Annotated in this window: 19 protein-coding genes, 5 tRNA genes and 1 pseudogene; 9 read left to right on the top strand and 16 right to left on the bottom strand. The window is 45.3% G+C overall.

The annotated features are described in order from the left end of the window. Nucleotides 1–83 precede the first annotated feature (83 nt). The 3 genes from PLA01S_RS10200 to PLA01S_RS10210 all read right to left on the bottom strand — a co-directional run bounded on the left by PLA01S_RS10200 (nucleotide 84) and on the right by PLA01S_RS10210 (nucleotide 5017). Nucleotides 84–1562 (bottom strand): ABC transporter substrate-binding protein, encoded by a 1479-nt coding sequence (locus tag PLA01S_RS10200; protein WP_127591943.1) that lies wholly within the window; start codon nucleotides 1560–1562, stop codon nucleotides 84–86. A gap of 127 nt (nucleotides 1563–1689) precedes the next feature. After that, nucleotides 1690–3201 (bottom strand): response regulator transcription factor, encoded by a 1512-nt coding sequence (locus PLA01S_RS10205; protein ID WP_127591945.1) that lies wholly within the window; start codon nucleotides 3199–3201, stop codon nucleotides 1690–1692. Beyond that, a complete protein-coding gene (locus tag PLA01S_RS10210) occupies nucleotides 3194–5017 on the bottom strand; it encodes a sensor histidine kinase (protein ID WP_127591947.1) in 1824 nt (607 codons plus the stop codon). The genes PLA01S_RS10205 and PLA01S_RS10210 overlap by 8 nt, the downstream gene beginning before the upstream one ends. 181 nt (nucleotides 5018–5198) lie before the next feature. On the opposite strand from PLA01S_RS10210, the gene PLA01S_RS10215 reads away from it, so the two are divergent. Both PLA01S_RS10215 and PLA01S_RS10220 read left to right on the top strand, forming a co-directional pair. Next, nucleotides 5199–5537 carry a L,D-transpeptidase gene (locus tag PLA01S_RS10215; RefSeq protein WP_127591949.1) on the top strand — a complete coding sequence of 113 codons (339 nt, stop codon included), beginning with the start codon at nucleotides 5199–5201 and terminating at the stop codon, nucleotides 5535–5537. 101 nt (nucleotides 5538–5638) lie between these two features. Next, nucleotides 5639–6715 (top strand): AI-2E family transporter, encoded by a 1077-nt coding sequence (locus PLA01S_RS10220; protein WP_127591950.1) that lies wholly within the window; start codon nucleotides 5639–5641, stop codon nucleotides 6713–6715. 100 nt (nucleotides 6716–6815) lie between these two features. Here PLA01S_RS10220 and PLA01S_RS10225 read toward each other — a convergent pair whose 3' ends face one another. From PLA01S_RS10225 to PLA01S_RS10235, 3 genes are all read right to left on the bottom strand, one after another. After that, complete coding sequence (locus PLA01S_RS10225) at nucleotides 6816–7244, bottom strand: hypothetical protein (protein WP_246059417.1); 429 nt, start codon at nucleotides 7242–7244, stop codon at nucleotides 6816–6818. Beyond that, on the bottom strand, nucleotides 7231–7917 hold the full coding sequence (locus PLA01S_RS10230) for a uracil-DNA glycosylase (RefSeq protein WP_127592230.1): 687 nt from the start codon (nucleotides 7915–7917) through the stop codon (nucleotides 7231–7233). Before PLA01S_RS10230 ends, PLA01S_RS10225 begins: the two co-directional genes overlap by 14 nt. Before the next feature lie 207 nt (nucleotides 7918–8124). Further along, a tRNA-Leu gene (locus tag PLA01S_RS10235) sits at nucleotides 8125–8210 on the bottom strand. Between the two features lie 358 nt (nucleotides 8211–8568). On the opposite strand from PLA01S_RS10235, the gene PLA01S_RS10240 reads away from it, so the two are divergent. The 3 genes from PLA01S_RS10240 to PLA01S_RS10250 all read left to right on the top strand — a co-directional run bounded on the left by PLA01S_RS10240 (nucleotide 8569) and on the right by PLA01S_RS10250 (nucleotide 11451). Beyond that, the gene (locus PLA01S_RS10240; protein WP_127591954.1) at nucleotides 8569–9333 is read left to right on the top strand and encodes a polysaccharide deacetylase family protein; all 765 of its coding nucleotides are present in this window, start codon (nucleotides 8569–8571) and stop codon (nucleotides 9331–9333) included. Nucleotides 9334–9525: 192 nt separating this feature from the next. Continuing rightward, complete coding sequence (locus PLA01S_RS10245) at nucleotides 9526–10125, top strand: TetR/AcrR family transcriptional regulator (protein ID WP_127591956.1); 600 nt, start codon at nucleotides 9526–9528, stop codon at nucleotides 10123–10125. 120 nt (nucleotides 10126–10245) lie between these two features. Further along, nucleotides 10246–11451: an MFS transporter gene (locus PLA01S_RS10250; RefSeq protein ID WP_127591958.1), complete on the top strand. Its 1206-nt coding sequence runs from the start codon at nucleotides 10246–10248 to the stop codon at nucleotides 11449–11451. A 613-nt stretch (nucleotides 11452–12064) separates the two neighbouring features. On the opposite strand, the gene PLA01S_RS10255 is transcribed toward PLA01S_RS10250, so the two are convergent. After that, a complete protein-coding gene (locus tag PLA01S_RS10255) occupies nucleotides 12065–12253 on the bottom strand; it encodes a hypothetical protein (protein WP_071223022.1) in 189 nt (62 codons plus the stop codon). Between the two features lie 275 nt (nucleotides 12254–12528). Between PLA01S_RS10255 and PLA01S_RS10260 the strand changes: the two genes are divergently transcribed. Continuing rightward, a complete protein-coding gene (locus PLA01S_RS10260) occupies nucleotides 12529–14139 on the top strand; it encodes a GMC family oxidoreductase (protein WP_127591960.1) in 1611 nt (536 codons plus the stop codon). A gap of 241 nt (nucleotides 14140–14380) precedes the next feature. Here the strand turns inward: PLA01S_RS10260 and PLA01S_RS10265 are convergent. The 5 genes and pseudogenes from PLA01S_RS10265 to PLA01S_RS10285 all read right to left on the bottom strand — a co-directional run bounded on the left by PLA01S_RS10265 (nucleotide 14381) and on the right by PLA01S_RS10285 (nucleotide 16923). After that, nucleotides 14381–14442, bottom strand: a tRNA-Met gene (locus PLA01S_RS10265). Nucleotides 14443–14452: 10 nt separating this feature from the next. Further along, on the bottom strand, nucleotides 14453–15163 hold the full coding sequence (locus tag PLA01S_RS10270) for a DUF421 domain-containing protein (protein ID WP_127591962.1): 711 nt from the start codon (nucleotides 15161–15163) through the stop codon (nucleotides 14453–14455). A gap of 75 nt (nucleotides 15164–15238) precedes the next feature. Continuing rightward, nucleotides 15239–15337 (bottom strand): annotated as a pseudogene (locus tag PLA01S_RS33175) (YmaF family protein); the annotation flags it as partial. 9 nt (nucleotides 15338–15346) lie between these two features. Further along, nucleotides 15347–16108, bottom strand: a complete 762-nt coding sequence (locus tag PLA01S_RS10275) for a DUF2935 domain-containing protein (RefSeq protein WP_243390839.1) — start codon at nucleotides 16106–16108, stop codon at nucleotides 15347–15349. 749 nt (nucleotides 16109–16857) lie between these two features. After that, a tRNA-Met gene (locus PLA01S_RS10285) sits at nucleotides 16858–16923 on the bottom strand. Nucleotides 16924–17202: 279 nt separating this feature from the next. Between PLA01S_RS10285 and PLA01S_RS10290 the strand changes: the two genes are divergently transcribed. Further along, nucleotides 17203–17853, top strand: a complete 651-nt coding sequence (locus tag PLA01S_RS10290; protein WP_164817390.1) for a DUF4367 domain-containing protein — start codon at nucleotides 17203–17205, stop codon at nucleotides 17851–17853. 65 nt (nucleotides 17854–17918) lie between these two features. Here PLA01S_RS10290 and PLA01S_RS10295 read toward each other — a convergent pair whose 3' ends face one another. Continuing rightward, nucleotides 17919–18122 (bottom strand): YolD-like family protein, encoded by a 204-nt coding sequence (locus tag PLA01S_RS10295; protein ID WP_127591968.1) that lies wholly within the window; start codon nucleotides 18120–18122, stop codon nucleotides 17919–17921. 428 nt (nucleotides 18123–18550) lie between these two features. On the opposite strand from PLA01S_RS10295, the gene PLA01S_RS10305 reads away from it, so the two are divergent. Both PLA01S_RS10305 and PLA01S_RS10310 read left to right on the top strand, forming a co-directional pair. Further along, a complete protein-coding gene (locus PLA01S_RS10305; protein ID WP_127591971.1) occupies nucleotides 18551–20500 on the top strand; it encodes a glycosyltransferase in 1950 nt (649 codons plus the stop codon). 114 nt (nucleotides 20501–20614) lie between these two features. After that, on the top strand, nucleotides 20615–21145 hold the full coding sequence (locus PLA01S_RS10310) for a class I SAM-dependent methyltransferase (RefSeq protein ID WP_127591973.1): 531 nt from the start codon (nucleotides 20615–20617) through the stop codon (nucleotides 21143–21145). Nucleotides 21146–21574: 429 nt separating this feature from the next. Here PLA01S_RS10310 and PLA01S_RS31920 read toward each other — a convergent pair whose 3' ends face one another. The 3 genes from PLA01S_RS31920 to PLA01S_RS10325 all read right to left on the bottom strand — a co-directional run bounded on the left by PLA01S_RS31920 (nucleotide 21575) and on the right by PLA01S_RS10325 (nucleotide 22216). Continuing rightward, the gene (locus PLA01S_RS31920; RefSeq protein WP_164817392.1) at nucleotides 21575–21715 is read right to left on the bottom strand and encodes a hypothetical protein; all 141 of its coding nucleotides are present in this window, start codon (nucleotides 21713–21715) and stop codon (nucleotides 21575–21577) included. 295 nt (nucleotides 21716–22010) lie between these two features. Further along, a tRNA-Ile gene (locus PLA01S_RS10320) sits at nucleotides 22011–22084 on the bottom strand. A 55-nt stretch (nucleotides 22085–22139) separates the two neighbouring features. After that, nucleotides 22140–22216, bottom strand: a tRNA-Met gene (locus PLA01S_RS10325). Nucleotides 22217–22239 lie beyond the last annotated feature (23 nt).

Here is a 22239-nt window from a genome sequence, read left to right on the forward strand (position 1 = left end):
GAACATCCGCCGCCCCGTCCTTGTTCATGCTGCAGCGGCATCTGCTGCCCCTTAGGGCAGGCAGGCCGCTTCATGCATTGTTATTACTTGCTTGCTTTCCAAGCATCAATTTGGCTTTGTGCTTCAGCGATGATCTTGTCCAGACCAGCAGCTTTCAGCTTTTCATTCGCTTTTGGCAGGAACTCTTCAGGATTCACGGTACCTGTCATCAGCGGCGCCCAGAACTCTTCTTTTACGTTGTTCACGGCTGCGAGCTCTGTCGATACTTTGGTTGGATCGAAGTTGAAACCGAGAAGCGGAGCAGCCTGGCCGGACTCGTTAAACTTCTTGAACTCTTCCCATTTGTTCTCAGGGTCCTCAGGATTCAAGTAAGTCAGCATGACATTACCAAGCGCGAAGGTAGGCATGTCGTAGTTTTTCGATTCTGGCAAGTTTTCCATTACGTTCTCGCTAAGCTTTTTGTAGTGCACGCCTTCGATACCGGAGTCAACCAGGTTACGAAGATATACGTCTGTGTTCAGCAGGTTCAGGAACTCCATGGCTTTCTCAGGGTATTTCGAGTTAGCGGAAATCGCTTGCATCGAACCCATTACCGACCAGTTAAAGATGGTTGCGTCGCCAGCCGGAGTGGATACGACCGGATAGCCGTAGCTTTGGCTCCACAGATTGTCTGCGAACGGCTGCGTTGCCGCACGATCTGTGAACCAGTTTCCGGAAGTCATCAGATCTTGCGTCGAAGTTGTTGTAGCTGCTTCTGGGGAAATGTATCCCGCTTTGTAGTACTTGTTCATCAATTTAAGCATGTCCATCGTTTCCGGCATTTCGAGGAAGTTCACGACTTTCAGCTCTTCCTTGTCATCCAGGTATACGGCCATTGGCATTTTTTCGATGATGTAGTCAAACGGAAGCAATGGACCGAAGTCTTTGCTGATCGCCAAAGGAACAACGTTTGGTTCTTTTTCCTTGATCGTTTTCAGCAGTGGCTCCAAGCTTTCCATCGATTTCACGTTCGAAATATCGAGGTTGTATTTATCAAGCAATGTTTTATTAAAGCGCCATGCTTCTTGAGCAGGAAGCTCTTTGTTTGCCGGAATCGCATAGTTGTGACCGTCAACCTTGGAACCTTCCAGGAACGCAGGGTCAATCGCGTCTTTAATGCCTTGTCCATGGCTTTCGATCAGCTCGTCCAATTCCATGAATGCGCCTTTACGTGCATTTTGCACGTAGTCAAACGCCCATGAGCTTGTGAACAGGATATCCATCGGTTCGCCGGAAGCTGCCATGACTTGCATCTTCTGGTTGTAATCACCGAAGTCGATCATTTTCATGTCAACGGTTACACCAATCTTCTCAGCAGTGTATTTATTGATTTCTTCTTCAACCTTGTCGACATCCTTTTGAGGTGTTCCGATGGTGTACCAGATCAGCTCAACCGGTTTCTCGGCAGTTCCCCCGCCGGATCCTGCACTCTCATCCTTGTTGCCCCCACATGCCGACAACAGCATGGATGCGGACAATAAAAGCGTTAGCGGCAGGAGCCATTTCTTTTTCGATTTACTCATGTTTATCCTCCCTTTTGAATCCTTGTGTCTCTACACTTCTAAGGTTATCCCATGAAAGCAGTTTCACATAGGCGAAAAATTAAAGGTATTATGGTGAAAATAAAGAAAAAAACTCTGATTAAATCAATCAGAGCATTCCTCGAAAATCCCTCGGCGATACGCCGACAAATTTTTTGAACTGTTTATAGAAATAACCGGTTTCCCAATAACCGACATTTTTTGCGATATCTTGTACTTTCGTTGAAGAGTTTCGGAGCAGCTCCTTCGCTCTTTCAATCCGGTACCGGTTAATATACTCCGTAAAGTTCTCTCCCGTCTCTTTATGGAACAGATGCCCCAGATAGACGGGATGAATGTGATACTGGGCGCCTAACACCTTCAGCGACAAATCCTCGTTATAATGGTGCTGGATATGATGCAGAATCTGCTGGATGACAGGGCTCTTCACGTCATTGTTGAGCGAATCGACCAGCCCGCCGACCCCGTCCTTCACGGCCGTAATCAGATCGTCGATCGATACGGAATCCATAATATCGGTAATCGTATTTTTCACAAAATCAGGGGCTGCCGTGTATTGGATATCGTTCAGCTCCAGTTTCAGGCGAATGACCATCTCGACTGCAATGCTCTTGAGTGTCGTTGGGATCATCCCCTGCGTATGGCGAAGCCGGTCAAAATCACTGTCGATCAAATCAAACAGCACCTGCTTGTCCCTTCCGGCGATGCCTTTGGCATATTCGGGCCACTGTACGGAATAGGATTCCGCCGCTTCTCCCTTCTTGGCTTGAACATCAACATAATCCACGTAGGAAGGCTGCTCCAGAACGAGATAGTATTCCTGTGCCTCCTTGGCGTGAAGATAACTGTCCTTATAATTACCGCCGAGGCTTTCCACGCTGCCAAGCGAGATGGACAGCTCCTCTTCATAGCAGTACTCGCGCACCTGCTGCAGGAGCCGGATGGCTCTCGCTTTTTCCGTGTCCGGATCTTTCATCATAAAAATCACCACGTGATCGCCGTCGTTGTCCCGGAAATACAGGACGCCCGGCTCCTGGTCCATTAATTGATACAGACAGCTCTCCAGCGGCGTGAAATCCGCTCTCAGAATAGACGCCATGACGTAAGGCAAATTCAGATTCAGCCCCAGAAGGGTCGCCCGCTCCTCCAGCTCCTCCGGCTCAATCCGGTCCGTGATCCAGCGATACAGGATATTGCTGCGCAATATGTTAATGTCGTACTCGTCCAGTCTCATTTCTCTTCTGGATTTGTTCATTTTATCCGTTGTGCTGGCAATCGTTTCTTCCAATTCCTTCAGATTGATCGGCTTGAGCAAATAATTCTCGATCCCAAGACGCATGCCTTCCTTCAAATAGGCAAAGTCGTCGAATCCGCTCAGGATAATCACCTTCAGATTACGGTTTAATTTGCGTGCGCCTTCGATCAATTCAAGTCCCGTCATCACAGGCATCGATATATCCGTTATGAGAATATCAACCGGGATGACCGCCATCTTCTCAAGTGCTTGACGACCATTCTCCGCATGACCGACCACCTCAATGCCATATTTCGACCAATCCACGACATCAACCAATCCCTCTATAATGAACGGTTCATCGTCCACGATAAATACCTTATACATCGTTATTCAGCTTCCCTTCTGCCACCGGAAATTTCACTGTCACCGTCGTTCCGCTACCCGGCTCACTCTGGATGTCCATTCCGTACGAACTTCCAAACGTCAGCTTTAATCGCTCGTTCACACTCCGCAGACCAAACGATTCTTCACTTGATTCGGCCATGTCCAGCCGCGATTTGATCTCTTCCAGCTGCTCCGGCTCGATCCCTTTCCCGTTATCCTTAATCTCGATCACGACATCATCATCCTGCTGGGTCGCGTTAATCGTCAGCCAATTATCATCCTGATCGCTGCGCAGCCCGTGAACGATATAATTCTCAATCAGCGGCTGCAGCGACATTTTGATCATCGGCACATGTTTGATTTGATCGTCGCAGTGCATTTTGTAGATATACTTGTCCTTATAGCGAATGCGAAACAGCTCCAGATAGAGCCTGCACGCCTCCAGCTCATCCTTCAGCGTATAGTGGGACTTATGCTGAACGATATTCTTGAACAGCATCGACAAGCTGTAGATCATATCGCCGACGTCCTGCGCCCCCTGCGAGAGTGCTCTCATTCGAATCACTTCGAGTGTGTTGTATAGAAAATGCGGGTTAATTCTTGCCTGCAGTGCGGACAGCTCCGCATTCTTCTGGTTAATCTCTGCTTTATACACCTTGTCGATATAACGGGTAAGCTCATCCAGCATTTCATTAAAGCTGCCTGCGATTTGCCCCAGCTGATCCTCCTTGGTATCCTGCATTCGGGCAACGAATTCCCCCTTCTCTACCTTGCGCATAAAGCGGATAATGTTATCGGTACGCTTGGAGTAATTGACAATCGTCAGCGAAGGAATGGATACCGCAATCACGATGCACAGCAGGGCAACGATGATGATGGTGTTTTGCAGGCCATGGAAGGACTCAGCAATCTCACGCTTGGGTGTGATTCCAACCACCGTATAACCTGCCTGATTGTGAGCTGCCGTTGTAATATACGATTCCTCATCAAGGGTCACGGTTTCTTTGGAATTCAGCAGCCGGTCGGCATAAGGATACTTCTCGCCGTAATATTTACCGGAGGAGTCAAACATCACGCGGCCGTCACCCGACAAGACCAGTACGGACCCCTTCAAGGGATCGTCCCCGCTGTTCAGGACGGCATCCAGTGCTTCCGTTCGATATAAAATAACCAGCTGCCCCAGATTCTTGTATGTGGTCATATCATTAATCGGGCTCCGGATCGAGAATAACGGCAAACTTACGTCTCCGGCCAGCTTGCGAATCCAGAGATTCGGCAATGTAACACTCTGGCTTTCGAGCGCCATCACGTCGGGGATGTATGAATGTGTGGCATTCGCCTGATAGAGCCTTGTCATGCTGCCCTGCTTGTATACATACACATACTGTTTCTCCGCGCTGTACAACATGATATTCTCAATATCCGGGTCATCGTCCAGCCTCTGCTTGAAATAAGCGACCACACTATCCGAATTGGACTGCCCGCCGCCCGCGATCCGATCCATTCGCTTGGCCATGTACTCATTAAACGAGTTCATGAGGAAATAGGAAGTGTCAAGGCCTAGAGAACTGTTGCGGTACAAGTCATTTACATAGGACTGGGCATTCTCATATTTTTGATTCAATTGCCGCTCCACCCGCTCTACCGCGCTTCGCTGAATGTCCAGTTCGCTGCGAACGGCCGATTGAAACAAGAAGTAATACATGATGTACGACAAGGTGACAATGGTAACCACCGCAATCAAGGAGATTAACAGCAGCATTTTGGTAAACATATTATTTTTAATATATTTTTGATAAAACCTAGCAGGAGACATCGGTTTCCCCTTCCTGATGTAAACGTTGTTAATGCTTATCATAAATATAACATCGGCAGGCCGTCATCAATGGGTGAAATTTCTACCAAGTCATGAAGGTGTAATTTGCCTATTTTAGGTCAATTTAGGGGCCGGTCTTCGCCCTGATTCATAGCATGAATCAGGAAGGAGAGGGTTTAGAATGCCTCAATACCGCATAATTGTCGATACATCCGATTTTCAGCTGCACCTGCTGGATGGTGACATCGTGGTCCGTACGTTCCCGGTCGCCATCGGTAAAATGGCTACACAGACGCCGCCAGGCAATTACACCATCGTCAACAAGCAGCCGAATCCCGGAGGACCTTTCGGAGCCTATTGGTTAGGGTTGTCCAAACCCCATTACGGCATCCATGGCACAAACGACCCTTCATCCATCGGCCGCTCCGTTTCCCATGGCTGCATTCGGATGTACAACGAGGATGTGATTGAGCTGGCTTCCCTCGTGCCTATCCATACCCGGGTCACCATACGAAACTGATAACATAATCTGGTGATTTCAAATCCCTCCAAATTGGTTAAATACAAATGTTATATGGTATCTATGTATTTTACCTATTCGTTGTTATGGAGGGATTGCTCATGATGCAGAGCAAATATTTCAGGACATGCTTTGGCATAATCGCACTGCTCTTGATCATTTATCTAGGATCCGAAATCAGCTTTTTGTTCCGGCCAATCGTCTCCATGTTCAATATGCTGATCGTTCCCGTCGCGATGGCCGGCTTCTTTTATTATCTGCTCAGACCGATCGTGGACTACCTGGAGCGGCGGAAAATCAAACGATCCATTGGCGTCCTGATGCTGTATTTCGTATTTGCCGGTCTCTGCGCCATCTTCGGCATCGTGGTGTGGCCGACACTCCGCGAACAGATCGAAAATTTTATCAGCAATACTCCCTTTCTGGTAGAGGGTGTACAGGAACAGATCGACCAGCTGCAGCAGAATCGATTCTGGTCACGCTATATACCAACGGAATCCGAGCTGTCTACCTCACTGACGGAGTACATGAATCGGATCATTACCTGGATCAGCAACTCCATCAATAACCTGATCACCGTTGTATCCAGCGTTGTCGTTATTATTGCTACGATTCCGATCATTCTGTACTACATGCTGAAGGAAGGCAGCAAGCTTCCGCCCAGGCTGCTCAGTGTCCTGCCAAGACGATACCGCCGTGACGGCAGCGAAGTGCTGGGTGAGATCGATACGGCACTCAGCAATTTTATTATCGGCAAAGTGATCCTGAATCTTATACTTAGCATCATGATTTATATCGGATTTCTGATCATCGGGCTGCCCTATTCGTTGCTCTTAACGGTGATCTCCTTCTTCTTGAATTTCATTCCGTATATCGGTGCGCTGCTGGCGACCATTCCTGCTGTCATTATCGGATTTATCGAATCTCCTTCCATCGCGATATGGTCCGTTGTTGTTATTGTCATCGCGCAGCAGATCCAAGATAACATTCTGACACCGGTTATCTACGGGAAACAGCTTGATATTCACCCGTTGACCACGATTGCCCTCATACTTGTAGGCGGCGATTTCTTCGGGCTGCTTGGCATCCTGCTCGCCATTCCAGCCTACATGATCGTCAAAATTATCGTGGTACGGATTTACGAACTGTTCCTTGCTGAAAAAGTAGAGGACGCATAATAAACTCGAGTTACTGTAGACATACAAATTCCATTTGCACAAAAAAGGATGTCCCCGCCAACTTCACGATGGCTGCTGGGGACATCCTTTATGTAAAGAATCACGCATTGCCGCGCAGGGATCGAACCACAAAATCATGCTCGTCCTTGCGTAAAATCATCCCGTTTGACAGGGTAACGGTTTCCTCATCGTGAGAAGTCAGGATGGCCTGTGATGACACCAGTCGATTGTCCCTCCATATCATCACAGAAGATCCAAAATAGACGGCATTATCGAATTGAATGGTATGATTCACGACATAACCGATGGAGTTCAAGGCCGGGTATGCGTTTCTCGGCATAATTCTATGAATAGCGCGAAACGGTATTACAAGCTCACCCGGGCCTAGAATCACTTTTTCCTGAACGGGATCCCAACCTTTCAACACACCTTCAACCGTGCTTTTCGCCCCGTCTAAACGCTGAATGACAACATGACGACCAATCCAATGCTTCATGAAGGTCACCTCTCGCGGATTATTCATCTCCATCGCCCGGTGTGCTCGGGATGTCCCAATTCACCGGATCCATACCCTTTTGCATTAAAAAAGCATTCGATGCTGAAAATGGACGACTACCGAAGAATCCTTTATGTGCTGCAAACGGACTCGGATGACTGGACTCAAGCACCTTGTGCCGGCTTCGGTCTATGAAGGAACCTTTCTTCTGTGCGTAACTTCCCCATAATATAAAAACCATTGGCTGATCACGTTCATTCAGTTTCGTAATGATCGTATCGGTGAATTTCTCCCACCCGATCCCTTTATGCGAGTTCGGCTCGCCTTCGCGAACCGTAAGCACTGCATTGAGCAGCAGTACTCCTTGATCCGCCCACGATTGTAAGGAGCCGTGATTGGGAATCGGGATTCCCAGATCCGAAGCAAGCTCCTTATGTATATTTCGTAAAGATGGAGGAATCGCAACCCCGGGCGAGACGGAAAAGCTCAGTCCCTGTGCCTGCCTACGACCGTGATACGGGTCTTGTCCCAAAATAACGACTTTGGTTGATTGGTACGATGTTTGCTGAAGGGCCCGAAATATATCTTCCTTGGGAGGATACACCGTGCAACGCCGGTATTCCTCGTCCACCCGCTCCATCAAATCTTGAAAATAAGGCTTATCCATTTCTCCCTGCAGAATAAGGTCCCAATCATTGTTAAACATCCGCATGTCTCCTCTCTCCTCCTCACACAGGCCAGCATGGAATCATAAAAGAATGCGATTTCTATAATCGGAACACCATTACAACTTCCGTTCATTTTGAATCAAATAACAACACTCATCATGAATTGACCTTGTGTCGATTTAAAAAATAAGCCGGCACCCATACGGGGGCCGACTTATTTTGCATCTTACCAGACGCTGTTATAATGCCGAGGACGGGGGTCGAACCCGTACGGTAGTCACCTACCGCAGGATTTTAAGTCCTGTGCGTCTGCCAATTCCGCCACCCCGGCATATTTATCCGCGCATGTTCCTAGCGTCGTTCACGTTCACTTACATAGCCTAAGGTACGCGTTGAATTCGCAATAGGTGCGATCTCATTCCGATATCTAGGTGTGCACATTTCGTCTTAGCGACAAAATTGATAATACCATGTCCAACCATATGATGTCAATATATGAAACTCATAATTTTTCGCATCACCTCTATCTAAGCCTCATTCTCGATTGCTTCGAGCCGCCGCTCTAATTCATCGATTCGAATGCTTCAGTTTGTCATAAAGAATAATTTTTCCGTTATCACCAAATGATAAATAGGCTTGCATTGTCATATGCGAAGACTAGAACAGCAGAGAAAAGGATACCGCCCACCATGAAAAAACTCTCAACCATCATATTGTTCGCTATCTCCGTCTCCCTTTGCTATCCGAATGTTGTCAACGCCGAGCGTGCGCCATCCACTTCCAAAGGCAGGGGTTATTATGAAGAACGCGGCGAGATTGTATGGGAAGTCCCCACACACAACAAGGTCATTGCCCTTACCTTTGACGATGGCCCGGACGAGCAGAATACTGTTCAAATTCTGGATCTGTTACAGCAATATAACGCAAAGGCCACCTTCTTCGTTGTTGGCAGCCGGGTGGAGAAACACCCTGAGATCGTAGCGCGAGAGCTGCATGAAGGACATGAGATCGGCAATCACTCTTACTCCCATCCTCCCTTTCACAATATTAACGTCAGCAAGTTAACGAGCGAACTGAACCGGACGCAGGATGCGATCTTTCATGCAACCGGCATTCGAACCGCTCTCTTTCGTCCACCCGGAGGCAGCTATAATGAAGCGATTGTTCGAACGAGCAAGGATTTCGGTATGCTGACCGTATTATGGTCATGGCACCAGGATACGCTGGACTGGCGAAAGCCCGGCGTTAACCGGATTGTCAAAAAAGTGCTGGATAATGCTCACAATGGAGACATCGTACTGATGCACGACTTTGTGCCAAGCAGTACACAGACGGTAGAGGCTCTCAAAGTGATTTTACCGGAGCTGCAAAGGAGAGGCTACGAGTTTGTGACCGTTTCGGAGCTGCTCTCCTATCACGAGAAAACGCGTAAGTTCATTGAAGTTAACCATTAATGAAACAGATATCACGCGTTCTGCAATAACCGCTGCCTCCTAATGGTAACGGTTATTTTTTGAAGCCGCTAGGATCCGCAAACACACTGTCCAATTTTCTCTTGAATATATCATTTCCATCTGCTAAGATACAGAACGAACGTTCAGTATATAAATTTTGAATATGGCCGAGGGTTATAAGGGGGTGCATGCGTGAACAAAAAACAACAACAAACCGAAGATACCAAGCGACGCATAGCCGAAGCTGCCAAGGCGCTTTTTATGCAGAAGGGTTACAAATCAACGTCAATAGAGGAGATCGTTGAAGCCACCGGAAGCAGCAAAGGGAATATCTATTATCATTTTAAGAGCAAGGAAGGGCTGTTTCTGTATCTGATCGAGGAATGGGATCTCGAGTGGGAACAGAAATGGAACAGTAAAGAGCAGCATTACACCACCACCGTCGACAAGCTGTACGGAATAGCCGAACAATTGGTGTTTGATGATCTGAACCACCCCTTCTCCAAGGCACTTGATGAATTTATGAACAGCAATGGAGCTGTTACCGAGGAAGTAGAGCAACGAATCGTCCAGATTATCCGGAGCCATTTAGAATTCAATCAGAAATTGTTGCAGCAAGGGATTGATCGCGGGGAGTTTGAGAATCATAATGTGGAGCAGCTGTCCGTCATCTTTGAGAGCCTCATTGTTGGCTTAAGCCAGATGTCCCGTATTACCAAGGTGGAAAATGCCCTTTCCCTTTATCATGCCGCCATCAAAGTATTTCTGCATGGCATTGAAAAGAAAGCATGAAAAACAGGACCCTTTTTTCATGCTTTATTATAAACCGAACGTTCAGTATGCAATTAACCGAATGACGATCATTTTCATTATGTCCTTATTAAATCGTCTTTTATTTTTGGAGGAATCATCATGTCATTACTGATGCGAAACAATGGAGCCATTCTGCTCCTCATGTTCAATATATTTCTAGTCTTCACCGGGATCGGGCTCGTCATACCTATTATGCCAACCTATATGACGGAACTGCATATTAGCGGAAGCACGGTAGGCATGCTTGTTGCCGCTTTTTCATTAACACAGCTGTTATTCTCGCCACTTGCGGGAAGATTGTCCGACACGATCGGACGTAAAAAAATAATCATCTCCGGCATGATTGTGTTCGCCGTATCGGAATGGTTGTTCGGAGCTGCCAGCACACCGCTGCTCCTGTTCGCCTCGAGAATGCTGGGCGGGATCGGCGCTGCACTCATTATGCCCGCTGTTATGGCCTACACGGCTGACGTGACTTCGAATGAGGAACGAGCCAGGGGCATGGGGTTCATTAATGCTGCGATTACGACAGGCTTCATCATCGGACCGGGCATCGGTGGATTTATCGCCGAGTTTGGCATTCGCGTTCCTTTCTACGCCGCGGCCGTTGCGGGAGGAATTGCTGCGCTGGTCACGCTGCTGCTGCTTCCGGAATCATCCGCCAAGCAGGAAGCACCTACCGTACTGGGACGGAAGAAGGAGAGCCTGGCTGTCCAGCTGGTGCGTTCTTTCAGGGAACCTTATTTCCTGAGTTTGATTATTGTATTTGTGCTCTCGTTCGGTCTTGCCAATTACGAAACGGTGTTCGGCCTGTTTGTAGATCATAAATTCGGGTTCACCCCTAAAGATATTGCCATGATCATCACGTTTGGATCCATTGCGGGTGCCGTCGTGCAAGCGACGATATTCGGTTGGATCCTGAACCGGTTCGGTGAGAAAAGAGTCATTACACTCAGTTTGCTTACCGCGGGGATCTGTATCCTGTTAACCCTGTTTGTGCATAAATACTGGCTGATATTCCTCGTTACCTTCCTGGTCTTCCTGTCGATCGACATCCTGCGTCCCGCTATCGGTACGCAAATGTCCAAACTGGCGAAGGATCAGCAAGGCTACGTGGCCGGCTTGAACTCGGCCTACACCAGTCTGGGAAACATTGCCGGACCGCTGGTGGCAGGGTACCTGTTTGATGTGGACATCAACTTTCCCTACATCTCCGCGTCCATCGTCCTCATCCTCTGCTTCTTCCTGGCCATGCGCGCAGGCAGAGCCTGGGCGGCTACGGAAGCCGTCATGAATGAGCGTTGACGATCAAGACTATCCAGACCTGTCAGATATGAACAGACCCCGCCATCAATCGGTGGGGTCTTGTTTTTTATTTTCCTTCAGGCTAACCACTTATTTGTCAGTAATAATACAAATGGCGACTAATAAAACTACTAAACCATATACTCTATTTAACTATTTTTAGTAGAAACCCAAGCCAGCTTACGATATTTGAATATGTTGAATTATCCAGCAACGGGAGGTGATTTCTATGTCTTGTCGTAAACAAAAGAAAGTAGTCATCATCATCGTTGTAAAGTAAATAAAGGCGTTGTAAGATCGCTCCAGAAGAATCACAATATTATCATTCTTGCTAAAGAGGGCCATTCGATGGCCCTCTTTAGTTGCTGCTTTGTTCTAACCATTTTCCATTGCATATTAAACACAAACACGTAAAAACACTAATCATCTATTTCTTTGATAGATAGACCATTCCAAAGAGCTCTATAAAACGATGACCTTCATCTTTAGAAACAAACCCAGTGCCACAGTGCTGGGTCTTATTTATACTGTATTTTCGATTCCTTTGGTTGTTTCTTACGGCTTGAAGTTAACAGTTAACATTGTATGTATAGGGCTTATTACAGGAATACCTTCAGTAAGCCACCAGGACGATCATTGCCAATAAAGCAACAAGCGCAAACAATAGAGACCATCCCAATTCAAAACGTCTTTTTTCTTTATATGCCTTGAAGGCTTTCCTAGACTCAAATACAAATACGATCACCAAGAAGGCGAGCAACACCGGCAGTCCCCAGGACTGATTTAATACCCACTCTGACACCTTGATCCCCCGTCCTATATGCTAATATGAGCTGCATCCAACCAGCAGCAGTCGTATAAATCGCGTCCCCAACGACTCCATTAAAATGTACCGTAAGTCGCCCCCGATTACAAATCTCGCTTGTCGGAATCTCTGATTGATCTTTCAGGTTCCTCTGGATTTGAACTCCATGTGAATAATGATCATGTTCATTGCACTGGCAGGTGCGGACTTAAGCACATTTGTCAGAACAAATTAATATTCTGAATTAATTCATTTCCAAGAGGAGTTCGTTGATGAAGAAAAAATCAACTTATGATTACATTGTGGTAGGCACAGGCCCGGCAGGAGCCGTTATCGCGAAGTCACTTACTGATGACATGCGAACTTCCGTACTTGTATTAGAATCCGGTGGAAATCATGACAAAGACAAACCGATCAAGGATTCAACCTTTGCACTTGAGCTTGAAGAAAGTTTCTTTCCGAATTACTTCTGGCAGGGAGAAGGCATTCCCCAAGAAGAACTTGACGGACGCGCATTCGAATGGACGACGGGGCGACTCTCGGGTGGCGGTTCTTCAATCAACGGAGAGCAGTATGTACGACCGACAGCTGCCGTGCTCCTAAAGTGGGAACGACTGCTTGGACGTCATTGGTCACCTGAAAAAGCCACGCAACGATTCAAAGCATTGGAGAATTATAACGGTGAAACCACAAATATCAATGCGCATGGGTATCGAGGAAGAATTAACATCAGGCAAGCACCCGAAACTCCGACACCGATGGCTCACAAGCTGACAACTGCGATCGAGCGGGCAACAGGTTATCCTATTATTCTTGACTACAATGATCCGGATACTCCCATGGGACCGTTCACCCGTTGGCAATTATATCAACAACCTGATGGTCGTAGGGAAAGCTCATCCACAGCCTTCCTTTCTCCCGATATTATGACGCCAACAGGTCGGGGAGTTCATAACCGAAAATTAACTGTAATGTTTCGGACAACGGCTCTCCGTATTCTCTTCTCCGGTAAACGTGCCGTTGGTGTTGAATATTTGAAGGATGGCAAATGCATCCGTGCGTATTCCCGTAAAAAGGTTATTATATCTGCAGGAATAAATAGCCCTCAGTTGTTAATGTTGTCTGGAATTGGATCCGCTAAAATGTTGAAAAAGGCTGGAATCCCTGTCATCTTCGATAACCCAAACGTAGGGCAAAGGTTAAAAAACCATACGCTAAACTTCGCTGTATTTGCTACCAATTCAGAAGATCGCCCCCTCCCTACCCTTGATCCAAATGCACTTTATACGGGAGGAGCTTTCTTGCCAGATCCATCTGGTATCGATCCGGATGAACGGGCGGTTCAACTCGTTGGCATCGGATCTGAAGAAGAATTGACCATAGCGATTTTGTACTTGCGGCCAAAGAGCAAAGGGACGATCCGCATCCAAAGCAAAGATCCGCTAAATATCGTATTGGCAGACGAAGGATTTCTCTCAAATCCAGACGACATGGAGGCTGTAAAAAGAATTTATCGAACGTATATCAGAGATATTGCCTTAGAGTTGGAACAGATTGATTCTTCGTATCAGCTCCTATCCCCAGCATTCGATGTGATTGATGATGATGACAGACTCGAAGAATTTATTAAGGAAAATTCCGACCACAATCATCATCAGCAAGGATTTCTGCGTATGGCTCCTTTATCAAAAGGAGGAGTCGTTAACCGTAAAGGAAATGTACATGGGGTTCAAGATTTGATCGTTGCAGATGCGTCCATAGTTCCATATACAGTCGATGGAAATACCTCTTCTGCTGCATATCTTATCGGCTATACCATAGCGAAGCAATTATGTAAACGCAAAAAAAATCAACGACCACATACGGAATTAGGGGAAGAATGAAAACAGAACATAAAGGGGCAGGATAGCCCCTTTTTCAGTTTCCCGCAAAGGCGATCGGTTTGCCCATCGGTTCCCTGTGAATGTACATTAATCGAGGTTTTTACAATCAATGGATTATCACCAAGAATTCTCATGTTGCTTATTTCTTCGCTTTAAATAGTGCCGGTAGCTTCCTAGCACTTCGGTTAATGCCCCCTATAAACAGCAAAAAACCCTTGCATCGCAAGGGTCTTCGATAAAGTGGGCCCTAAGGGACTCGAACCCCCGACCAGTCGGTTATGAGCCGACCGCTGACCAATCCAACAATGCCATATTACTCTATGTCAATTGGATGTTGAATTTTATCCTTGTAAAAATCGATATATAGTTGCCCATCGCTCCCCTTCACAGCATAAAAAACATCCTCAATTCTTCTTCCACGGGTTTTTAATTTATCCATCATCCAATCTGGTGGTATATTATTGGCTTTTAGATTACCTTCTAATAGCCGACCGTCCATGATAAGCTCAATCGGGAATTTCAAATCCTCTTTCACTTCATTCTTCAAGTCTTTTAATGTTACATTCTGATATTCCTTTTTCTTCATCACTGATATTTTTCCGTTTACCTCCATTAACGCGTATTCAATTTCACTGTAATCAAAAATATCCTTTTGTCGTAACATCTGATTCAAAGTATCTAAAGTCATATTATTTTTCTTAAGATTGTCTTCGAGGATGTTCCCACCCTCAATCAAAATAGTAGGTGTCCCTGCAGTCCACATTCGGAATTTTCTGCTTTTTAAAATGATCTTTGATAATAGGTATGAAGTAACTGTAAAAACTGCGAGAGAGATTAATAAGTGAAGTATTTGTATTTTTTCATTAAAGGCTAAGTTTGCAGCAATTGCTCCCAAAATAACTGCGGTGACAAATTCATGAAAATTCATGTTAGAAAGCGTTTGTTTCCCTAGGAACCTCGTGATAATCATAAGAATTATAAAAGCTGATATGCTTCGAATTAAAATTATTAAATCTTCAACCATACTCAGGTACACTCCCATATTTCTTTTAGCCTAAGTATGATCTTTTATTTATAAAACAATAACAAAGAACGGATATGTTCCTCTAATCATGTGCTTGTGTTGGTCATTAAATGATGTTCGGGCATGATAATTATGGACGTGTGGAACACCACTTGAAGCTGGTTCCGTTATACCTCCCTTAAATTAATGCATGATTTCTTTCTTGTTTACCTTCATGCCAGACAATGACCGATCGAACATGTCAAGAATAAATAAGAATCGTTCAGCTTCACGAAAAACGTGATCTGCTAATAAGGGGTGAATGATACTTTTAATTCGACACTCCTCAATTAAGTCACGTGCAGTCTTCTTAAAATCTCGTAATGATTTGACTGAAACGCGGTTTTCATCAACAAATTGACTTAGTAATGGATGGGTTTGCGATTGTGGACGCATGGAACTTAAGTCAATGGCTTGAAACATCAGCGTATCAAAGTCTTGGCTAAACTCCCTAGCTTGCTCCACTAATTTTCGCTCGGATGGATCAAGTAGATGACCTATAAATTTTGCATGGTCAGCCATGATTTTTAGGAAAAAGACATTTTCATCGATAATCGCATCTGGTAATGGTTCAAGTCTCCCGTTATTAAGTTCCTCTAGCCGATTTTTAAAATAATTTGCTTCTCGGCTAACATGATCTACAAGCAGAGGGAAATTTGTTCCCCCGGGAAGTTGGCACCGTAATATAAGCCCAAGTACCTTTCTCTTAAATGCCCAAATGTGTGCAGCCGCATTGTGAACTTCTGAATTAAACTGTCTAATGATTTGGGGATCAGTATCTGCTTGAAAAGAATGTGATCTTCTTTCAATATCCTCAAAGATTTTATGAAATTGATTTGCCTCATTAATTAACTGCGTGTCCTCACACCTAAATCCTAGTCGAAGAAAAAAGGAATGTTCTTTCATTATGCGTGACCAAAAACGTATCTCATCTAATGATCTGATTACAAAAGGATCCGACAACCCATATCCCACCTTTCGGGCCATTTTTGCTTGATAGCAGAGTATATGGGGATGACATGTTTCAATATGCTATCGGACAATAAAATTCAAGATCAATTAGGGGTAAAAAGCCTCTCCGGCTTATTTGTCATCCGAGGCAGGAAAATTATCAAGCGAAATCATTATTGTTCTACAATTAAGTTTCGATTTACAGCCTTTGCCGGGTCGCCATCACCGCCAGTCCTTTTATGCATACCCTGTTATGTATCTTAAAATAGATTTTTAGTGAGTTCGTAGAACAAGCTTTTTTCAATTATATATATCCTTATTTGGGATTTGCCGATAAGATGGTCACTCTTATGATGGATTTATTACTCATGTCGATAATGAGTATGTCACTCTTGCTGTTCCAACGGATGAAATGATTGAGGAAATGCGTGGGATGCCCGCACAGGAATCAACCTACAGACAATTCGGTTTCCATCCAGGCTTCTTCCTTCGTCGTCGTTTCTTGCAGCGCCGTATTCCTTTTCCCATTAGTGCTATATTCTTGCTTCCATTCTTCATATGATCCAATGGCTGAGAGGGATATGGAGAAAACATATCCCTTTCTCTCTCAGGCTTTGTCTTTTATATTTACCCTATTATTTTTCTCCGCATAACAGCTCTATAAACAGCAAAAAACCCTTACATCGCAAGGGTCTTCGATAAAGTGGGCCCTGAGGGACTCGAACCCCCGACCAGTCGGTTATGAGCCGACCGCTCTAACCAACTGAGCGTTTTTCTGAGTTGAACTCGGTTTGGTTTCTTCTATTATATATGGCGTTTTGCCTGATTAAGTTTCTGTGTATTTTTTAGGTTTTGTTAGCAATTGCGTTAGCAATTTGTGACTCTCGAAGGACTTACTGTTCTCACAAAAAGCATATACAAAATCACAGTTCTTTACAACTCTCCAAAGAATTGATATCCAGTAATGCTATATTAATTTCCAACCTTTTTGTTTCTGTGGGGTTTTATATATGAGAGATAAAAACACAGAACAAAAGGAGGATCAAAAAATGAAAAAACAAGTTGCTGTTACGGCCTTAGCTAGTGCGCTTGTTCTTGGTGGCGGAGGGTTTGCATACTATTCTTACGCTGCTGGTGCTGAACAAAAAACCTTTGTTCCAGATGTTGCGTCTTTCTTAGCACCACAGCAAAATGAGGAAGGTCCGGTGCTTGAAACTTCATCACTAGACCAAGAAACGTTTGAAATAAAGCCAGAAACAACGGTGGGCCCTGGTGTTCAGGATCCTGAAACGATCGATTTAGCTGATGTACCGGAGGCGGATATACATATTCCGCTCTTAAAAGATAATGCAGTTGCATTACTCAGTTCCTTGGGACTGACTCAACAAAATATTCAAGCGTTGCAAAAAGAGTATGGACTTCACCTTAGATCCTTATTAACAACCACAGATGGTGATGAGATTCGTATAAGTCAAGTCGATGCAAATAAGGGGGTGTCAGATGCTATCGAGAGCCTTAAGGCAGATTATTCCCCGGAGACTTCTGAATTGACAGAGATTAATGGTCTGAAAGCATTGTATGTTGATGGGGAAGTCAGAAAAGTTGTTCATTTGATCTCTGATGATCACCTCTTTACTATTTCAGCTAATACGGCCACACTTGAAGAATTGATGGATATTGCAAAACAAATTCGTGAATAGGTGTCCATAATAAAAACAGCTCATAGCTGAGCTGTTTTTTTATGTAGACTTATATACACTGTTTCTCATCCAACAGATACAATTTCATCGATCTTAATCCAATGCCATTCTCCTTCATCAATGGACAATTTGATCTCCCGTCTGAACGTGTGAATTAATACAACAATACCCGTTAACTCCTTATCTTCATATTCATCAAATAGCCTCACTGTAATAGTTCGGTGTTCATGAAAAGACGCACAGGATACGCCGATCATTCTCCAGTCCATCAAGCAATAGAGGTAATAAGATATAATCCTTCACTAATTTTGATTCATTTGGCTTCAGCCAATACTCGACATACTTCACCACCTCGAAACAAGAACATTTGTTTGTATTATATGCGAACATTCGTTCTTTTATCAATGTAAAAAAAGTAACCTAGCATTACGCCTTAATGACACTTTTGTTCAATTGATTGTTAATATTGAGGGTGTCTGGCGGACGGAGAACCACCCAGCTTTTACTGTCGTAAACCGAACAGGATTCTGTACATTGGCATAAATCCGACACTTCCGTGAAGATCACCTACGCGTCCCATACAGGCCCTGCATACTATACAGTAATTCAAATAGTAGATACTGAGTCGAGCTATGGCTGCAATTTAGAGATAATTGTTGACTGTCGATTTTGAAGCGAGAGGGGGTTCATTCAACGAATGCTGAATCTTTTTAAACAACGCGAGCCGTTGGTATCCGTTGTGATCGCTTGTTATAACTATGGTATATATCTTGAAGAAGCGATCGACTCATGCCTCGCCTCCACTATCCAAAATATCGAAATCATTGTTGTCAATGACGGTTCTGACGATCCTATTACCGTCGATCTGCTCAAAACGATGAAAAAACCAAAAACCAAGATCATCCATCAAGAGAATAAAGGTATCGCGCCGGCTTTAAACCGCGGCATACAGGAAGCGAGAGGCAAATATATATTCCGGTTGGACTCGGATGACCTAATTCATCATACCTTATTGGAAAAAGGAGTCCTGGTTCTTGAATCGCGGCCGAATATCGGATTTGTGACATGTTACTTGCAATCCTTTGGTAAAGAGGATTGGGTATGGACACCACCTCCATTCTCCCTAGCCGAGCTGATGAGAGATAACATTGTCGTTGGGAACTCACTGTTTCGGAAAGCGGCATGGGAAGGATCCGGCGGATTTGATGAACAAGGAAGAGGTTATGAGGACTGGGAATTTTGGATTAGGCTGGCCAGTATTGGATGGGGGGGCTTTCAAATTCCTGAATTGCTCTTCTTCTACCGCAGACATGGAGAAACGGAGTCCGTCCGGCAATTCCACCGCCAGAACGAGCTACGTGCAGATATTCAAAGGAAGCATCGCCGAGTGTACGACATGCTTGAGGCAGGCCAGTTGGAGCATAGCATGAAGCAATCATCAGCGATTACAGTGAATTGGAATGTGAATGCTGACACCTATCAAGTTAGGAAACCCGCCGGCGATAAAATAAAGATCATGATCGTAATGCCTTGGCTCATCATCGGAGGGGCCGAACGTTTTTTTCTGGACCTACTAGAGGGATTGCCAAAAGACCAATATTATATAACTCTCGTCACGACAATTCGTGCAGAAAGCCCATTGTATCAGAGATATGATCAATGTACAGACGAAATTTTTCTGCTGCCTTCATTCTGTGATACTCCAGAGCAAATGGAGAATGTGATGTTTCATTTAATCGAAACAAGAGGCATTCAGATAGTCCATATCAATAACAGCGATATTGCATACGGCATGCTTCCTCGCTTGAAAACAAGATTCCCTGGTGTCAAAACGATAGCACTGCTTCATGCTTACGTCCCTGAGCTTCCGTGGGATCACGTTAGAAATTCCGTTGGTTTCAACGCATGGATCGATTGTTATAACGTATGTAGAGAATCACTGAAGGATACCCTCACGAACTTGTTCCATATTTCACCCAATAAAATCCGTGTGCTTCCGAATGGTATCGATACTAATCTGTTCCGCCCGGGAATTGACAATGAATATGCCATTCTGAAGCAAGGTTTCAATATTCCACTAGACAAAAAAGTGATAACGTATATCGCCAGATTGCATTCCGACAAGGACCCGCTCAAATTCGTTGCTATCGCCAAACAAATGATTGCCTCCGATCCGGCTGACCGCTACCGATTTCTGATGATTGGAGAAGGCCCGTTGAAGGATGAGGTTATCGAAGCGATTGGAGCGTTGTCTTCCAAAATCATCGTACTTGGCGCTCGAGGAGACATCCACCAGGTTCTCAAATTTACTGACGTCATGGCGTCCACTTCACCGAGCGAAGGGCTTCCTCTTAGCGGTCTTGAGGCGATGTCAGCCGAGGTGCCGGTTATAGCCTTCGCTGTCAGAGGCTGGCTGGACATCATTAATCAGCACTATGATGGACTATTGATCGGGCGATCGCAATTTGAGGAAGTCGATTATGCGCAGCAGCTCACGTACCTGTTGGACCATCCCGATTGGCTGGGACGAATGCGTGTGGCAGCGCGCAAGAAAGTTACCACTTATTATACTCGCAAACTATTCCTTGATCGGTATCAGGGACTCTATCGCGAATTGGTTTCAGGCGGACTACCTCCGTTAGAATAGATTCAGAAGAAATTAATGGATCCGTGTGTCACGAGAAATAAATTACATTTACAATAGGACCCTGCGGGAAGCAAGGTCCTTTTTATAAGTATAACCAAAAGAGGTGCGAAAAACATGAAGATCAACTGGCATGAAGACTTCATTCTCTTTCTGGCAAGCATCGTCCGCCCCAAAGTATACGTAGAGCTAGGACTATATCAATGCGCGCTGTTCAACCGAGTTATTCCATTTGCAGAAACTCTAATAGGCGTCGATATCAACGGAGAAGCCGGCCAACATATGAACATCTTGCCTAATACTCGGTTCTTCCACGGCACGACCCAAGCTTTCGCCAAGGAACTCTCAGCCCAACCTCTACAAATTGATATGCTGTTCATTGATGCGGACCATTCGAGGGAAGCTGTTCTTCAGGATTTTCACGATTTTTTTCCTTACGTGGCACCCCACGGTTTGATCCTGATGCATGATTCACATCCGGGGAACGTCGAAATGATGGATTCAACGCTGTGTGGGACCGCATATCAAGCCATTGCAGAATTATCCCAGGCGGCGAATAACGCCTATGAAATGATGACGATTCCGATCTCGCCGGGCCTTACGATCTGTCGCAAACGCCAGCAGCAGCTATCCTGGCAGGAAATGTAGCCCTAATCATTGTTTTATCAATATCAAAAGAAGGGATATGAAATGCAACGCGCTATAATTCGGCAAAGGGGTGTTTCAATGTTTATTGAACCAATATTACTCGCAACTGCCCCAGAACCGTTTTCCGATCGGCATTACATCTTCGAACCTAAGATTGATGGCCACAGGCTCCTGTTTTCACAGAAGAACAGCTGGATCAGACTATACACCCGTCACAAGACGGAATGTACCCAGCATACCCCAAGTTGCTAGCGTCGATTGACGACGATATCCTCCTTGATAGCGAAGTAGCTTGCACCGGCCCGGAACGGTGTGGACTTTGAAGCGGTCTTGACCAGGTTTCAAACTAAAAAGGAGCAACGCATCCGGGAAGCTTATGGGGATATCCCCCGTTACATTTGTTGTGTTCGATGTGCTGCAATACAAAGGTCAGTACCAACGGAAGATGCCGCTGCTGCGGCGTAAAGAGATTCTTGCCGGCATAAGTATGCCAAGCAGCACTTCGGCGTCATACCCTTCGTGGAAGCCGCCGATCGCCAGCCTGGCAGAAGGTCTTAAAAATTTGTTCATTTGAGGCCCGGTTATAGCGGATGAAGTTTCGAAACTGGACAAAATCGGGCTTGCCGCGAACACTGGTTTTAATAAGCCCCTGCATGCAATTAAACTTCAGGGGCTTTTTCCAATACTGGTCAATTACTACTTGCCATCAGTACTCCATAAAACAAGTGCGACGCTAAATCCTGTGGATAAATAGTTGTCGTTAGCAAATCGAAGTGTCCAGCTTCTTCATCATAGTTTTTTTCACTCAACTAAGCAGCCCTATAAATAGCAAAAAACCCTTGCATCGCAAGGGTCTTCGATAAAGTGGGCCCTGAGGGACTCGAACCCCCGACCAGTCGGTTATGAGCCGACCGCTCTAACCAACTGAGCTAAGGGCCCTGAACATACATGTACACATAAACATAAGGACGTCATACATACATCGTTTAAAAATTGGTTGCGGGGGCAGGATTTGAACCTGCGGCCTTCGGGTTATGAGCCCGACGAGCTACCGAACTGCTCCACCCCGCGTCAATGCTGTATCAAACAGCGAC

This window comes from Paenibacillus lautus NBRC 15380 (genome assembly GCF_004000945.1).
Classification (GTDB): domain Bacteria; phylum Bacillota; class Bacilli; order Paenibacillales; family Paenibacillaceae; genus Paenibacillus_AQ; species Paenibacillus_AQ lautus.